Annotated in this window: 13 protein-coding genes; all 13 read right to left on the bottom strand. The window is 45.4% G+C overall.

The window, feature by feature from the left end:
• Positions 1 to 66 precede the first annotated feature (66 nt).
• Positions 67 to 825: a DeoR/GlpR family DNA-binding transcription regulator gene (locus tag MKY73_RS03120; protein ID WP_339237797.1), complete on the bottom strand. Its 759-nt coding sequence runs from the start codon at positions 823 to 825 to the stop codon at positions 67 to 69.
• Positions 826 to 911: 86 nt separating this feature from the next.
• The gene (gene kduI / locus MKY73_RS03115) at positions 912 to 1751 is read right to left on the bottom strand and encodes a 5-dehydro-4-deoxy-D-glucuronate isomerase (RefSeq protein WP_124118136.1); all 840 of its coding nucleotides are present in this window, start codon (positions 1749 to 1751) and stop codon (positions 912 to 914) included.
• A gap of 214 nt (positions 1752 to 1965) precedes the next feature.
• Positions 1966 to 2295, bottom strand: a complete 330-nt coding sequence (gene cyoD / locus MKY73_RS03110) for a cytochrome o ubiquinol oxidase subunit IV (RefSeq protein ID WP_091019256.1) — start codon at positions 2293 to 2295, stop codon at positions 1966 to 1968.
• Positions 2296 to 2916 carry a cytochrome o ubiquinol oxidase subunit III gene (gene cyoC / locus MKY73_RS03105; RefSeq protein ID WP_253440979.1) on the bottom strand — a complete coding sequence of 207 codons (621 nt, stop codon included), beginning with the start codon at positions 2914 to 2916 and terminating at the stop codon, positions 2296 to 2298.
• Positions 2917 to 4887 (bottom strand): cbb3-type cytochrome c oxidase subunit I, encoded by a 1971-nt coding sequence (locus MKY73_RS03100; RefSeq protein WP_339305609.1) that lies wholly within the window; start codon positions 4885 to 4887, stop codon positions 2917 to 2919.
• Between the two features lie 21 nt (positions 4888 to 4908).
• A complete protein-coding gene (cyoA, locus tag MKY73_RS03095; protein WP_339305607.1) occupies positions 4909 to 5883 on the bottom strand; it encodes a ubiquinol oxidase subunit II in 975 nt (324 codons plus the stop codon).
• Positions 5884 to 6201: 318 nt separating this feature from the next.
• Positions 6202 to 6465 (bottom strand): hypothetical protein, encoded by a 264-nt coding sequence (locus MKY73_RS03090; RefSeq protein WP_091038518.1) that lies wholly within the window; start codon positions 6463 to 6465, stop codon positions 6202 to 6204.
• 373 nt (positions 6466 to 6838) lie between these two features.
• Positions 6839 to 8185: a GH1 family beta-glucosidase gene (locus tag MKY73_RS03085; RefSeq protein ID WP_339305606.1), complete on the bottom strand. Its 1347-nt coding sequence runs from the start codon at positions 8183 to 8185 to the stop codon at positions 6839 to 6841.
• A gap of 16 nt (positions 8186 to 8201) precedes the next feature.
• The gene (locus tag MKY73_RS03080; protein WP_339305605.1) at positions 8202 to 10586 is read right to left on the bottom strand and encodes a glycoside hydrolase family 95 protein; all 2385 of its coding nucleotides are present in this window, start codon (positions 10584 to 10586) and stop codon (positions 8202 to 8204) included.
• Between the two features lie 191 nt (positions 10587 to 10777).
• Complete coding sequence (locus MKY73_RS03075) at positions 10778 to 12463, bottom strand: ABC transporter substrate-binding protein (RefSeq protein WP_339243209.1); 1686 nt, start codon at positions 12461 to 12463, stop codon at positions 10778 to 10780.
• A gap of 334 nt (positions 12464 to 12797) precedes the next feature.
• Entirely contained in the window at positions 12798 to 14501 is a 1704-nt protein-coding gene (locus MKY73_RS03070) for an ABC transporter substrate-binding protein (RefSeq protein ID WP_339305604.1), read from the bottom strand.
• Between the two features lie 375 nt (positions 14502 to 14876).
• Entirely contained in the window at positions 14877 to 16565 is a 1689-nt protein-coding gene (locus MKY73_RS03065; RefSeq protein ID WP_339305603.1) for an ABC transporter substrate-binding protein, read from the bottom strand.
• A 187-nt stretch (positions 16566 to 16752) separates the two neighbouring features.
• On the bottom strand, positions 16753 to 17655 hold the full coding sequence (locus MKY73_RS03060; protein WP_278298248.1) for a carbohydrate ABC transporter permease: 903 nt from the start codon (positions 17653 to 17655) through the stop codon (positions 16753 to 16755).
• Positions 17656 to 17669: the final 14 nt, after the last annotated feature.

Genomic DNA, 17669 nt, shown 5'->3' with positions numbered 1-17669 from the left:
TCCGCATGGTTTTGATATGCAATCCATAGATCCTTCGTTCTTTAATCCCATGAATAATAAATGAGGTTAACTTTGATAATCCACTGTGACACCGCTCTGCTCGTATAAGGCAACTGTCTCTTCATCCAAACGATGATCACTGATAATATAGTCCAGTTCCGAACACTGGGCGAAAGTTCGCAGTGCGAATTGTCCGAATTTATAATGATCCACAACGCCATATACCTGCTGGGAGGCAGATATCATTGCTTTTTTCAAAGGAACCAGATCTCCCGTGTATATGGATAATCCAAATTCCGGATGAAGTGCTGTCGTGGATATAAAGGCTTTATGAATGTTAAGACCGGAGATAAATGCAGCCGTGTCATCCCCCACGAGCATATTCCGTACACGAGCCCCGCCAGGCACAACCAGTCGTACTTGCTCCTTCTTGGTAAGCTCCGCAATAATGAACAGGTCATTGGTCACCACCGTCAGCGGCTGATTGTCGAGACGTTTAGCCATCTCCAGCGTGGTGCTGCCACCATCAAGAGCAACGATATCTCCAGGTCGAATGTAAGCCAGGGCCCTTTCAGCAATCTCCGTTTTCTCCGATTGATGCTTCTCGGTAACTCCCCGGCTGTTCAAGATGCCATACTGGTCATTCTGAGCCAGCATAGCACCACCATGAACACGTACGAGCAGACCCATACTCTCCAACTTGTCGAGATCCTCTCGCACTGTTTTCCCAGTCACCTGCAACAGCTCACTCAGATCACTGACGGTTACTTCCTGGCGCTCCAGCAGAGCCTCCATAATTTTTTCATGTCTTTTCAATGGATTCATCCTAATCAACTTCCTATACTACCTGAGTTAATTGAATGAGTGTTCTAGTGTCTACTCTGCCAATTAACTCAGACATCTGTAATTTATTATTTCAGGTCTTTCATCGCTACGCCGTCCATATCTTCGAACGTCTGGTTCTCACCAGCCATCGCCCAACAGAAGGTGTAATTGCTCGTACCCACACCACTGTGAATGGACCAGCTTGGGGAGATGATCGCCTGACGGTCGCGTACAACCAGATGCCGCGTCTCGTCCGGCTCACCCATCATGTGGAATACAACGCCATCCTCAGGCAGATTCCAGTACAAGTATACTTCGGAACGGCGGTTATGGGTATGTGCAGGCATGGTATTCCACATGTTACCCTTGTCGAGTTCGGTAATACCCATTACCAGCTGACAACTCTGAATTCCACCTTCTCCTTGGTGAATGTAACGATAGATCGTACGCTCATTGGAAGTTTCGATGCTGCCCAGATGATTCGGCTGAGCCTGCTCTTGTGTTGCTTTTACTGTTGGATAGGTATGGTGAGCCGGTGTGGATACAAAATAGAATTGTGCAGGTTGAGCCTTGTCACTGCTCGTGAACACAACTTCTTTCACACCTCTACCGATATAGAGACATTCCTTTGCTCCAATCTCATAACCTTGGCCATCCGCTGTTACTGTTCCATGACCACCTACATTAATGATACCGATTTCACGACGCTCCAGGAAAAAGTTCGTTCCGATATCCTTCAGGTTCACTTCAAGGGTAATGTCTTTGCTCTCAGGTACAGCCGTTCCCACAATATAACGATCCACATGAGAATATACCGTTACCAATTCATCGGTAGCAAACAGTTGCTCCATCAAAAATTCCTCACGCAGGCGAGATGTATCATACGTTTTCACTTCATTGGGATGTGCAGCATAACGATTTTCCATTATTAATCCATTCCTTTCGTCATTTAAATTAGTTGGAATTGAGTTTGAACATGTTCATATAAGTTCATTTTAGTTCATTATATATCTTTTGTGTACCTTTATTTTTAAAATGATTTATTTCATTAATAATTAACGATGTTTATTTCTTAATAAGAACAAAAAAAGATCTCCCCAGTCTGTATCACAGACCGGGAGATCTTCTTTGATTCACATATTAATGTGCAACAGCGTTGTTAAGCATAATCCAGATCGAACCAATTACGATGGTCATCATAATCAGCAATCCGAATATAAGTGCCATTACATTCCAGCGTGGTTTTTCTGTTTCACGAATATGCATGAAGAAGAAGAGTTGAACCACAAACTGAAGTGCTGCTGTACCCAGAATCACAATAAGTGTTCCTGTTTTGCCCATCATGTCGTTCAGAACCACCACAAGTGGAATGATTGTCAGTACGACGGACAGAATGAAGCCGATGACATAAGACTTCAGTGAGCCATGTTGTTCATGGCCGTGGGAATCATGTGAGTTGTGCTCTGCCATCTACATCACCCCCATGAGATAGACGATCGACAGGAGGAAGATCCATACGACGTCCAAGAAGTGCCAGTACAAGCTGATAACGTTGATCTTACCACGAGTAACGTCGGTAATCCCACGTTTTTTCAGTTGGAACATGAGTCCGATCATCCAGATCAGACCAAGCGATACGTGAAGTCCGTGAGTACCCACGAGGGTGAAGAATGCACCCGAAGCTGCACTCGTCGTGTAACTGAATCCTTCGTGAACCATCTCAATAAACTCATAAACCTCCAGGGCGATAAAGCTTGCACCCAGAACAGCTGTAACAATCAGCCAGTTAATCAATTGTTTCACTTTACCCTGGTTCATTGCCAGAACGGCAAGTCCGCTCGTAAATGAACTCGTGAGCAAGATAAATGTCTCGGCGATAACGCCAGGCATTTTGATCAGTTCGGACAAAATCGGTCCGCCCGCCGAATTGTCACGCAACACAATGAAGGTTGCGAACAATACGGAGAACAAGATAACGTCGGAAATCAGGAAGAACCAGAAACCGAGAATTTTCATTTCCTGTGGATCATGGTGGCCATGGTCATGACCATGCGCATGATTCTCACCGTGCTTAGCGGCTGCTTGAGCCATCTATACCGACCCCCTTAACGACGCTTCGGTACGCTTGATTTCGTCGACCGGAATGTAATAATCCGTATCGTAAGAGAATGAACGGGCGATCATACAGATGCCTACGCCAGCAAGTCCGAGAATCGCCATCCACAGCCAACCGAATACGAAGCCAAAGCCGGCTACAAACCAGAAGACAGACATGATGAACGGAATGGAAGAATTCTTCGGCATATGAATTGGCTCATATACAGGCTCAGGCGGATGAATGCCTTTCGCACGACGTTCTTTCTCTTCCCACCACTCATCAATATCATCTCCGCGCGGTGTAACAGCGAAGTTGTACTCTGGAGCTGGTGAAGGAATCGACCACTCGAGCGTACGACCATCCCATGGATCGCCGGAAGCTTTAAGTGTTTTGTATTTGCGAATACCGTCTGCAATTTGTGCAACTTGGAACAAGAATCCGACACCCATCAGGAATGCCCCGATTGTGGATACGAAGTTCAGTTCCCACCAGCCAGTATCCCAGCCGTATGTGCTCAGACGACGTGTCATACCCATCAGACCGACAGCGTACTGCGGCATGAAGCAGACATAGAAACCAATATTCCAAGTCCAGAATGCCCATTTGCCCAGTTTCTCTTCGAGTTGGAAACCGAACATTTTAGGCCACCAGTAATACAGACCAGCGAAGTATCCGAAGACAACGCCACCGATCAATACTTGGTGGAAGTGGGCAATCAGGAAGTAACTGTTGTGGAACTGGAAGTCAGCAGGAGCAACGGATAACAGAACGCCTGTCATACCCCCGACAATAAAGCACGGGATAAAGGCAAGTGTCCACATCATCGGAGTCGCCATGCGAATCCTTCCTCGATACATGGTAAACAGCCAGTTAAATATCTTAACCCCTGTTGGAATGGCAATCAACATCGTAGTTACGGCGAAGAATGCATTCACGTCCGCTCCTGAACCCATCGTGAAGAAGTGATGCGCCCATGTGAAGAAGGACAGGAAGCTGATGATTAACATTGCAAATACCATTGACTTGTAACCAAACAGTTTTTTCCGCGAGAAGGTACTTACAATCTCGGAGAACACACCGAATGCCGGCAAGACGACAATGTATACCTCAGGGTGACCCCACATCCAGATCAAGTTGATATACATCATTGGGTTACCGCCCAGATCAAGTGTGAAGAAATGCGCCCCGGCAAACCTGTCGAGGAATAGCAATGCAAGTGTCACAGTCAAGATCGGGAAAGCAAACAAGATAATGATACATGTGGAGAATACCGACCATGTGAACATCGGCATTTTCATCCATCTCATACCTGGCGCACGCATTTTAATGATGGTAACCAGGAAGTTGATACCGGTAGCCAGGGAACCGATACCCGATATCTGTATACCCCATATATAGAAGTTCTGTCCGACCCCCGGACTGTGTGACAGCTCCGATAGAGGTGGATAACTCAGCCATCCCGCATCCGGTGAACCACCGATAACGAAGGACAGGTTAAACAGCATTGCTCCCAGGAAGAATAACCAGAAGCTCAATGCATTCAAGAACGGGAAGGCGACATCCCTTGCTCCGATCTGTAATGGCACGATAACGTTAAATAAACCAAACATAAATGGCATCGCCATGAACAGGATCATGATCGTGCCGTGAGTTGTAAAGACCTGATTATAATGCTCAGGATGTAAGAAATCCATGTTAGGCATAGCCAGCTGCAGACGCATCATCAATGCATCTACACCACCACGGAACAACATGATAATAGAAGCAATGATATACATAATACCGATCTTTTTATGATCGACGGTAGTTAACCAGTTACGCCAGAGCCAGCCCCATTTTTTGAAATAAGTCAGCACCGCTACGATCGTAATCATCGTAATACCGATGGCCACGTCTGCTCCATAGATCAGCGGGTCGCCAGTTACGAAAAACTCCGATGCAAACTCTTTTAGTCTCTCTAACATTGGGGGCCTCCTTTCGAATCTTTAGTTAGCACTCTTGTCCTCGTCTTGATTGGACGCATTGCTTGGACTTTGAACGGCTCCAGAAGCTTCACTTGAACTTCCATGCTTGCTGTGAGCACTTTGACCATCTACAACATACTTGGTCACGATATTTTGGAACAATCCTTCTGGGAACGCAGAATAATAAGCTACATTGCTCGTTCCTGGTTCAGCCAGCGCTTTGTAACCTTCTGTAGTCAATTCCTGAGAATTCTGTTTCACTTCAGCGACCCATTTGTCAAAATCTTCGTCCGATGTAGCATTCACATCAAAACGCATTTCTCCGAAATGCTCACCTGTGAAGTTGGCGCCTGAACCCCAGTACTTGCCTTCATGATCTGCCTGCAGATACAAGGTCATCGCCATACCCGACATCGTATAAATCTGTCCTCCGAGTTGCGGAATCCAGAATGAGTTCATTGGTGAATCCGCAGTGAGTTCAAATTTCACGGGCCGGTCTGCCGGAATATTCAGCGTGTTGACCGTTGCAATCCCTTGCTCCGGATACATAAACAGCCATTTCCAGTCCAGTGAAGAAACTTGGATGGTGATTGGTTCCTTCTCATGAGCCAGCGGCTTCGAAGGCTCCAGATCATACGTGTAACGAATCGTTACAATTGCAAGTATTCCAATAATGATAATTGGAACCGTCCACCAGATTGCCTCCGCTTTCGTACTATGAGACCAGTTAGGCTCATAAGCAGCTTTGTTATCCGGCTTGTCGCGGTAACGCCATACGATTACGGCAGACAAAATGAGTACTGGCACAATGATGACAGCACACAAAATTGTCGAGATGACAATCAAATCTCTCTGCGAAGCGCCAATTGGCCCCTTCGGATCCAGAACAACGTACTGCCCGCCTGCCAGCATTGGCCAGACAATCAATGCAATTGTAACCAACGTCAGGACAACCGGAATGATAATCCGGATTAGCGACCTAGGTTTCTTGTTCATTTTGATCCCCTCTCCTTAAATTCGCTCATACTGAAAAATCAGTATACTACTCTCTTCCTACTAAAGATATCAGAAATGAACAACTTTTTTGTTCTTGTTAACAAATTTGTCGATTTTACACCTTAAATGTGTGAATTTTTTCTCACAAATCGCTTGCGTGCTTGATATTTGTACTTCGTAATCTTTACACATCAAGTCACAAAATAAAACCCTTTGCAGTCCCGTTGATCAGTGTCAACGAATCCGCAAAGGGCTTTATTGACTGGATTCCGGGTACTTATCCAGTCTTATTATGAACGAATTAACGCAGGATTATAATCAATCGGCGCCTTCGTCTTCCCGGCGTGTATGAACAAGGCCAATTGCTTTGGCAATTACGTAAATAAACACACTACCTACAAGGAATCCAATACCGACCATCAAGCCAAGATTACGATCATTAAAATCATTCAAATTGATCAGACACATGACCACTCCCGTAATGAGTGCGACCCATGCCAGAACTGTCATCGTCAAGACGGCGCGCCGCATATTTTTGTCTTTGCGCTCCAATTGGCTGACCATTGCTGTCTTCGATGCCATAGTAAACACTTCCTTTTCCCTTTTTGTAAGTGCTTTCCTTATACCAATATACCACATCAGTATGAATTTTAGTCAACAAATGTTCAAATTTCATTCGCAATTTGGACACTTTATTTTATTTTCAACTGTTGACAAAACATTAATCCATTTACTCATACTTCTTATAACCCAAAAATCGTCTTTTCATAACAGGAACTCTACTTGACCTTATGAAACCTTTATGAACTACTCTTTGATAACTGTAAAAATACAAAAAAGACGGTGCATTGGAATACTCCAATGTTACCGTCTTTTTCTTCATTAATAAGGTAGCCATGTATAATGCGAACCTGATTTCCCCTTAAAAATACTTTTGCATTTATTGGGGAACCCCTTAGTTCCGTGTCTCTAACCAATTATTCTTGATGACATTCTGATACCAGTAATAGCTCTCTTTCGGCGTTCTCACGAGTGAGCGATAGTCCACATGAACAAGACCAAAACGCATCCGGTAGCCTTCTGCCCACTCGAAGTTATCCATCAATGACCATGCCATGTATCCTTTCAGATTAATGCCATCGTTAATGATGCGATGAATTTGAGCCAAATGCTGTTCATAATAGGCAATCCGGCGATCATCATTAATTTTGCCATTCTCCAAATCATCATTAATACAGGCACCATTCTCCGTGATATATACATCCACATTGCCGTACTTTTGCAAGTAATGCATGAATTCATACAAACCGCGTGATTCCACCGGCCAGCCGATATCTGTCTTGGTCAAGCCCATGTCCACTTCTTCCGATTGAAGAACACCCGCTTCCGGATTGAATCGATTAATTCCCATCGTATAATAGTTAATGCCGAGCAGATCGATTGGTTGCGAGATAATCTCCATATCGCCTTCCTGGATTGGCACCGTAGCTCCTGCTTCTGCGAACCAGTCCACCATAAACTGCGGATACGTGCCTTTGTAGATCGGGTCTAGGAACCAATCGGTATTGAGCGCAATGGATCGATCACACGCTGCCTGGTCTTCAGGAGATTTGCTGTACGGCTCAGCCCAGCACACGTTCGGAGCGATACCAATCTGACCGGTTGTTCCCAGGCGACGGAACGATTGAACGGCTTTACCATGAGCAACCAGCAATCCATGTGCTACATTAATTGATGTTTGCAGGTCTTTGTTTCCTGGCGCATGAATCCCGAGAAGGTTCGACAGGAATGCGATGCACCAGGGTTCATTAAATGTTAGCCAAAAGTTGATCTTGCCCGAGAATTCCTTGAAAATCACTTCGGCATATTTCACAAAAGCGTCTACAGTTCTGCGATTGCCCCAGCCACCGTCATCCTCCAGCGTTTGTGGAAGGTCCCAGTGATACAGGGTGAGGAACGGTTCGATACCCGCCTCTATCAATGCATCCACGAAGCGATGGTAGAAGTCCAGTCCTTCCCGATTGATCTCTCCATCTCCGTCAGGAATAATGCGCGGCCATGCAATGGAGAACCGATACGTATTAATTCCGAGTTTCTTCATCAGTTCGATGTCTTCCTCATACCGGTGGTAACTGTCACATGCGACATCCCCATTGTCTCCGTTAAATACTTTGCCAGGTGTGCGAGCAAATGTATCCCAGATGGATACCCCGCGTCCACCTTCCTGTGCCGCTCCTTCTATTTGATAGGAAGCAGTTGCTGTTCCCCATCGAAAATCTTGTGGAAATTGAAAAATGGTCATGGTTAGCTCCTCCGTCTCATGATGACACGCGGATCGTCTGTCCTGCGGTCATCGTTAAAATAGTTACATAATCGCCCTGGGGCGTAAGCTCTGCCTTCGCTTGTTCATTTCCTTCCACACGTAGCGGATAAGTACTGCGAAGGGTTAGTGAATCACTTCGATCTGCTTTGATAACCGCTGACGCAAGCTTGTTGTCCGTCCACGTAATTGCTACCGTATAACCACCTCTAGCACGAAGCCCTTCAACACGACCTTGAGTCCAGAGTTCAGGCAGTGCAGGTAGCAAATGTAACTCGTTCAAGTGGCTCTGCAACAACATCTCGGCAATTCCAGCCGTACCTCCAAAGTTACCATCGATCTGGAATGGTGGATGGTCATCGAACAGATTCGGATGTGTGGATCGGGCCAGTAACGTGCGCACAAACTGATGTGCATGGCTGCTATCCAGCAGTCGTGCATACAGATTGATTAACCATGCACAGCTCCATCCTGTATGCCCGCCACCTTGTGAGATACGACGTTCCAGCGATATTCGTGCTGCTTCCACCAGTTCCGGTGAGTGCACTCGATTGATCTGCTCCCCGGGATACAGTCCATACAGGTGAGAGACGTGACGATGCCCTGGCTCGGATTCGGCAAAATCCTTAAACCACTCCAGCAATTGTCCTTCACTTCCAATACGGAATGGATAGAGTTTGTCCAGCGCCTCACTCCACTCACTTGCCAACGATTCATCTATATTTAGTTGCTTCGAGGCTTCAATACAACGGCTAAACAATTCACGAATCAAAGTCATATCCATCGTTGAAGCCATGGATATACTGCGTGACTCTCCAGCTTCTGTCAGAAACTTGTTCTCTGGTGAAGTGGATGGAATTGTAACCAGATATCCCTCAGGTCCTTCCACCAGCCAGTCGAGACAGAACAACGCCGCTTCCTTCATGATGGGGTAGGCACGTTCCTCAAGAAAACGTTGATTACCGGTAAATTGATAGTGCTCCCATAGATCCGAGGTAAGCCACACACCGCCCATCGGCCAAAAAGCCCAGCTTGCATCTCCACCTGTCGGCGTAGTGGTTCTCCAGATATCTACATTATGATGAGCAGCCCATCCACGGGCTCCATACAGAATACGCGCCGTTCTGCGTCCTGTATCACTGAGATCGGTCAGCATATCAAACAGCGGCTCATGACATTCACTGAGATTGCAGACTTCTGCCGGCCAGTAATTCATCTCCGTGTTGATGTTGATGGTATAGTCACTATGCCACGGCGGTTCTACCTGATGGTTCCAGATTCCCTGAAGATTGGCAGGCTGGCTGCCCGGCCGCGAACTAGCCATTAACAGATATCTTCCATATTGGAAATAAAGTGCCTCCAATCCGGGGTCTTGTTCCCCGTCCTGATAGGCCTGCAGCCGTTCATCCGTAGGCAATTCTGCGTTAACCGATGCACCTAAATCAATAGAGACTCTGTTAAACAATGCGCGATGATCTTGTACATGTCTTTCCCGAAGCACTTCCGCACCATGTGTGATCGCTTTGGAGATCATATCCACGCATTCCTTTTCGAGCAACCAGTTATCCTTCACAGGCAACACATCGTAACTTTCAAAGGACGTAGCCGCTGCCAGATAGAAAACAACCTGATCAGCACCCTGAATGTGCAACTTGCCTTCCAGATTGGAGACCTTTGCGTGCTCCCCTGTTGCCGTAACTGCTACACGCACTGCATATGCGGTTCCCCGATCTTCTTCATACAGGACGGATTCCGGGTGATCTCTGAAATAATTGGATTCCACGTGACTCGGGCAACGGCTAAACATCGTGAGTGCATCTCCTGAGGTCTCAATGCGATAAGGGTGGGGACTGTCTAGCGTAACGCTGGCATTCAAAGCAGCCTTTCGATCCGCAGTCCATGTGCAAACCATCAGATTATCCGAAGCACTGGAATACACTTCACGTACATAACGAATTCCTCCCCGTGAATACGTCGTGGTAGCAATACCCGACTCCAGATCAAGTTCACGCTCAAATGCTTCATACGAAAGATCGTCCAGACCCTCATGGTGTAACAGAAAATGCCCCATTGGCTGGTAAGCCTCCACGTCACGGCCGAGCATCTCTCGGTTCAACAAATCCTCAGCTTCACCATACTGTCCAGACATGATTAACTCACGCGTCTGCTTCAAATACCGCTGACTGCTGTATTGAATCGTATCCCGCGGAAATCCTGACCATAATGTATCTTCATTGAGCTGAATTCGTTCATCCGCTGCGCCGCCATACACCATGCCTCCAAGACGGCCATTTCCGATGGGTAGTGCTTCTTCCCAGCGTTTTGCCGGTTGTCGATACCATAAACGGTTGATTTTAGTTAGGTTATTGTGTAGGGACATCATTAGCTCCTTTTCCTCAATTAGCTATTGAAGTATTTATGACATAAAACGTTTTCGGTAAGTGCTTACATTAAGGAGATTATATGTGATTTCCAAATTTGCGTCAATGTAAATCATCACACCTCATCCACATAAAAAAAGGCCCCTATGAAGGGGCCTTTTTTTATTTCAGCATGGGTTGAGGACAATGCATGTTATTTTATATCTTTTCCTGTCCAAAGGGAGACACGGTCTTTCACCCAAACGGTATATTGTTTCTCCATCTCCACTGCACCTGCTTTGTCCAATTCATCCAGGAAAGCATCATAGGTTGCGTCAAAGTTTGCTGGTGAAGTCAGAACAGCCTCCGGAATACGTTTACGAACGATATCCTGTGTTTTTCGGAACGTTACTTCATAATCTGTACCTGAAGGTACAGACATGTTGTATGCTGCTCCCCATTCCTTGAGCTTCAGATCATCTTCGGAAGGATAGAAATCTTTCCATGTTGTAATACCGTAGGCTTTCAACGTTTCCTTCTCGGCTGCAGTATAACCCGCTTGAATCTGCTCAGGGAAGTTCGTTGTATAATAGTTATCCGTAGAATCTTTCACACCATCGCCGTATCTTGCACTAAAGGCACTATACATCCCAATGCCTGTTTCTTTGCTGAAATTCGAGTTGTCATTGGTTTTGCGATCCTGAATCTCGTCAGGGATCACACGTTTGCCATTTTCGACGTTATAGTGTTGGCCTTCAATACCCCAGTTTCTCAGCACTTGTCCTTCATCAGAAGCAAGCCAATCCAAGAATTTGATGATACGTACCGGATCTTTGGCCGAAGTTGTGATCCCGATGCCATAACCGTCAAATCCGGTTGGTTGGAACGTATGATCTACAATATCCTTGTTCAAAGACACGGAGAAGTGAGCATATGTGGCATCGTCCTTGCCTGCTGATTTGAGTGCATTTTCAGCTTCTTGATAGTTCCACTCTTGATCGATCAGACCGAGTACACGGCCACTGGCAATTTTGGACTTATATTGATCATCCTTTTGAACAAATGTATCTTTGTCCAACAGTCCTTCATTATACATTTTGTTCAACCAACGGAAGTACTCTTTCTCTTCAGGACGCTTGTAGTGAAGCATCGCTTCATACGTTTCAGGGTTAATGTAGTATTCACCATCATCAGGGGCACCTGTTGCCTGGAAGGCCGGGTTCGTTACCGTGATCATGATCTTCCAGTCATCTGCATTCAATGTCAACGGAATGGTTGGTTGACCATCAATGGTTGGATGTTTTTCATAATAGGCTTTTAGTACATTCTCATAATCCTCAAGTGTCTTCACTTCAGGGTATCCAAGCTCTTTCAATACTCTTTGTTGAATTTCGAATCCGCCACCTGCATCAAATACAACATTATCTACACCCATGTTTGTTGGGATCGTATATATCGACTGATCTTCCGTGTTATATTTCAGACGGTTCATCTGGTCGCCATAGATTTTTTTCAGGTTCGGAGCATGCTCTTCAATCAGATCGGTCAGATCCAGCATTGCACCTGCATCCACAAGCTTAGACAAGTTACCTTTAGGGAAGATGAGGTCAGGGTAATCACCGCTGGCCGCCATAAGTGCAATCTTCTGATCGCCACCGTTGTTCACATCATACTCAGCTTCAATCGTAACGCCTGTTTGTTTAGTAATCTCTTTACCGACTGCATCTTGCATCTTGTTCCAGGTCGGGCTTGGATCTGCACCGAAGAACGTCACTGTAATGGGTTCAGTTCCACTGGACTCCGTAGTTTCTTTTGTTCCCGAATTCCCGCATCCAGCTGTGACCAGCATTGCACTTGCGAGCATCAACATTGCAAACGTCTTGGGTGTATTACCTTTCATCTTGCCTCTCATTGTCTAGTTCCCCCTATTATTTATGAAGGTTTTATCTGTATAACAGGCTTTATGCCTGAGGATACCACTTTTTTGAATGCGCTTACGACTTATGCTGTAAAAGCCTGATTTTCAAAGACAATCGTCAGCAGCACCTATTTTACAACATGGTTCTTCTAACACACATAAAACGTTTTCGAAACATACTATAAAACGCTTACTGAAAGTGCTTACATGATAGATTATAGGCTATCCATCCGCTTACGTCAACAATAAAAAAAGCCCTTTCTCAAGGGCTTTTTTCGCTATGAAAATCCTTCACTTTAATGCTTGGTTTTCAACCTTATTTCACGTCTTTACCAGTCCAGAGGGATACCCGATTTTTAATCCATACCGTATATTGTTTTTCCATCTCCACTGCACCTGCTTTATCCAGTTCAGCCAGGAGACCATCGTATACGCTGTCGAAGTTTTCAGGTTTGGCAAGGATCGCCTCTGGAATACGTTTGCGTACGATATCCTGTGTTTTTTGGAACGTTACGTTGTAATCCGTGTCAGAAGGTACAGGCATGTTATATGCTGCGCCCCAATCTTTCAATTTCAGATCATCTTCGGAAGGGTAGAAATCTTTCCATGTTGTAATTCCATAAGCTTTCAATGTCTCTTTCTCTGCTGCAGTGTATCCAGCCTGAATCTGCTCAGGGAAGTTGGTTGTGTAATAGTTATCCGTAGCATCTTTCACGCCATCTCCGTATCTCGCACTGAATATATTGTACATACCCACGCCAGACTCTTTCGTGAAGGCAGAGTTATCATTGGTTTTGCGATCTTGTACGTCTGCCGGGATAACGCGTTTGCCATTCTCTACTTGGTAGTGCTTGCCTTCAACGCCCCAGTTTCTCAGGACTTGACCTTCATCAGATGCAAGCCAATCCATGAATTTGATAATGCGCACCGGATCTTTGGCCGAAGTTGTAATCCCAATGCCGTAACCATCAAAACCTGTCGGCTGGAATGTATGATCCACAATGTCCTTGTTCAGGGACACGGAGAAGTGAGCATATGTTTTATCGCCACCGTTGGACGATTTCAAAGCATTTTCCGCCTCACCATAGTTCCACTCCTGGTCGATCAGACCAAGTACGCGGCCACTGGCAATTTTGGATTTATATTGGTCATCTTTTTGAACAAATGTGTCTTTGTCCAGCAGACCTTCATTGTACATTTTGTTCAACCAACGGAAATACTCCTTTTCCTCAGGACGTTTGTAGTGGAGAACGGCTTCATAGGTCTCAGGATTGATATAATACTCACCATCATCCGGTCCACCCGTAGCTTGGAATGCAGGGTTCGTTACCGTGATCATGATCTTCCAGTCATCTGCGTTTAATGTCAACGGAATAGTCGGTTGACCATCAATCGTTGGATGTTTTTCATAATACGTTCTCAGTACGTTTTCATAATCCGCAAGCGTTTTCACTTCAGGGTAGCCAAGCTCTTTTAATACTCTTTGTTGAATCTCGAATCCGCCCGTAGCGTCAAATGCAACGTTATCTACACCCATATTGGTCGGAATCGTATAGATCGCTTGATCTTCCAAGCTATATTTCAGACGGTTCATCTGATCACCATAGATTTTTTTCAAATTGGGAGCATGCTCCTCAATCAGATCGGTCAGGTCCAGCATCGCGCCTGCATCCACAAGCTTCGACAAGTTGCCTTTAGGATAGATAATATCAGGGTAATCACCACTCGCAGCCATCAAAGGAATCTTTTGATCTCCACCATTATTCACATCATACTCAGCCTCAATTGTAACTCCCGTTGCCTTGGTAATCTCTTGACCGACAGCATCCTTCATGTTGTTCCAGTTCGGACTTGCATCTGCACCAAAGAATGTAAAGGTTACTGGACTGGTTGTGTCTCCGGAATCAACCGGCTTTTCTGAAGCGTTACTTCCTCCTCCATTGCTGCTGCATCCTGCTGTAATTGCAAGAGCACTGGCTAACAGAAGCATTGCGAATGTTTTTGGTGTTTTGCCCTTCATGTGTAATCCCCCTTATGGATATAATGAAGCTGTATATTTGTATAACAGGCTGACCTGCACATACCGTGACCAGATGAAACGAAGGTAATTTTCTTGTTCTTATAACATTAGAAGCGTTTTCTGAAAAATGAAAAACTGCCCTACACTACCTTACTTCCTTCCCCTTAGGGAATTTTCACCCTGCAATCAGGCTACATATCACATGATGTACAAGCAAATGTAAGTGCTTTCATAATTGAATAATAATGCCTCTTAAAGTCCTTGTCAATAGTGAATTTATAAAATTGAAAACGTTTTTTAGAAAACGTTTTAGATAAAAAAAAGAACCCGTATAATACGGGTTCTTTCTCTTTTTAAATCTGTCTTGCTTATTGTTTATTTAGCCTCTTCACCGCTCCACAACTGAACACGGTTTTGAACGAGTTCTGTATATTGTTTCTCCATGTCCTCTGCTCCTGCTTGGTTCACTTCTGTAATCATGCCATCATAGATGGCATCGAACTGCTCAGGAGTACTCAAAATGGCTTCCGGAATACGTTTCCGGATGATATCCTGGGTTTTCTTAAAGATGACGTTGTAGTTGGAGTCCCCTGGTGTTGGCAGATTGTATGCTGCTCCCCATGGTTTGATTGGGAACTCGTCTTCACTAGGGAACATATCTTTCCAAGTTGTAGCTCCGTAAGCTTTAAGTGTTTCTTTCTCAGCATCGGAATATGCTGCCACGATCTGTTCAGGGAAATTCGTAGTGTAGTAATTGTCCGTTGAATCCTTCACACCATCTCCATAGTGCCCAGAGATATTGGTGTACAGTCCTATACCCGTCTCTTTCTGGAACACAGCTGCATTATTCGTTTTTTGGTCCTGAATGTCGGCAGGAATGACACGTTTGCCGTCCTTCACTTCATACTGTTTACCTTCAATTCCCCAGTTCATCAATACTTGCCCTTCTTCAGAAGCCAGATAATCGAAGAATTTGATCGTACGAACCGGATCCGGATTGGTCGTTGTAATCCCTACACCCCAACCGGATACAAAACCAGGGTCTTGGAAGGTTTGATCCTTGATATCCTCGGAGAGGGTAACCGGGAAGTGTGAATACGTCGCTTCAGACTTGCCCGCGGATTTCAAAGCATTTTCTGCATCGGAATATCCCCAATCCTGGTCAATAACACCAAGAACACGCCCACTTGCAATTTTGGATTTGTATTGGTCTGTTTTCTGGATGAAGCTGTCCTGATCCAGCAATCCAGTGTTATACATATGGTTCAACCAGCGGAAGTACTCTTTTTCCTCTGGACGTTTGTAATGCAGCATTGCTTCGTACGTTTCTGGATCGATGTAATATTCACCATCATCCGGTGCACCCGTTGCCTGGAAAGCCGGGTTCGTTACGGTAATCATGATTCTCCAATCATCCGCATCCAGTGTTAACGGGATGGTTGGCTGACCATCAATCGTAGGGTGTTTCTCTTTGTACGCCTTCAAAACATTCTCGTAATCCTGAAGTGTACGCACTTCCGGATATCCGAGTTCTTTCAGTACACGGTGCTGAATTCCAAATCCACCACCTGCATCAAAGTATTTCTGGTCTACCGCATAATACGTCGGCAGCACATAAATAGCCTGATCCTCATTACTGTATTTCAACCGGTTCATGTAATTACCATACAGCTTCTTGAGATTGGGAGCATATTGGTCGATCAGATCTGTCAGATCAAGCATTGCTCCGGCATCCACCAGTTTGCTAAGTTCTCCTTTGGGTGACACGATATCCGGATAGTCTCCGCTCGCCGCCATTAAGGATATCTTATCCTGACCACCACTAACGGCAAATTCACCGTTAAGCGTTACCCCTGTTTTTTCTGTAAGGACTTTACCCACTTCATCCTTCATGCCATTCCAGTTCGGACTGGGATCAACACTGAAGAAATCGAAAGTAAGTGGAGTTGTCTCTGCGCTGGTATCCTTGAACGACGTATCACCGCCGCTTCCTCCACCACAACCTGCGAGTAAAGACATTGCAAGCACTGGTGCCAGTGCAATCTTCATTTTGGAACTTGCCATAATGGTAATCCTCCCTGTTTCATATGTCTGTTTTGTCCGGGACTTTTTTGTCCCTGTCTATAGCTTCATGAATACCACACCGCAGCCCTATACGGTGAAGCGCAGACCAAATGGCTGCGCTTCGGGTATCCTGATGCTTCATTTGTAGATGTACGGCCACTCTATGTGGCAGCCTATACAAGCTTGCTTATGCTTTTACTGCGCCCAATGTCATACCGCCAACAAAGTACTTCTGTAGGAACGGATATACAATCAGGATTGGAACCGTTACAACGATCGTAATCGCCATCTTGATTGATTCAGGTGAAATCTGTGTCATCTGTTGTGCCATGTCATTGGCATTCCGTCCAGCACCTGAGCCTTGCTGCGTACTTTGCAGTACTTTCATCAGCTCATATTGGAGCGTGGTCAGATGTGCCTTCGAACCATTATACAGGTACGTATCGAACCATGCATTCCATTGACCTACAGCCAGGAACAATGCGATGGTTGCGAGTACCGGTTTACACAGTGGCAGGATGATTCTGTAATAGATCGTAAAGTCATTCGCACCGTCCAGCTTCGCGGATTCCTGCAATGCATACGGCAGACCATCAATAAATGAACGGATAATGAAGACGTTAAATGCACTGATCATGCCTGGCAATACATATACCCAGAATGTACCGATCAGGTTCAGGTCACGCATCAGGATGTATACCGGAATCAGACCACCGGAGAAATACATCGTGAGTGCAAGTGTTGTAGAAACAAATTTACGAAGTCCAAAGTCAGGTCTGCTCAGTGTAAAAGCGATCATGGAGGAACTGATCAATCCGAGCACAGTACCTACAAGTGTACGCAGGATGGAGATCTGCAAACCTTGTAACAATCCATCATATTGGAAGATCGTTTTGTAGTTCTGTAATGTGAATTCGCGAGGCCACAAGTAAATCCCGCCACGTACTGTATCTGTCGAGTTATTGAGTGAGATGGCTAGTACGTTAAGGAATGGATATAGTGTTACGATCAGCACCATGGTCATCGCGAGGATGTTGAATATATCGAACAGTTTATCGCCCCGAGTAGCATTGAATGCTTTGTTCGCCATAATGTCGTCCCCTC

Origin of the sequence: Paenibacillus sp. FSL R5-0519, assembly GCF_037974275.1 — a bacterium.
Classification (GTDB): domain Bacteria; phylum Bacillota; class Bacilli; order Paenibacillales; family Paenibacillaceae; genus Paenibacillus.
Note: the sequence above shows the minus strand (reverse complement) of the source record. Positions and strands in the feature narration are given on the sequence as shown.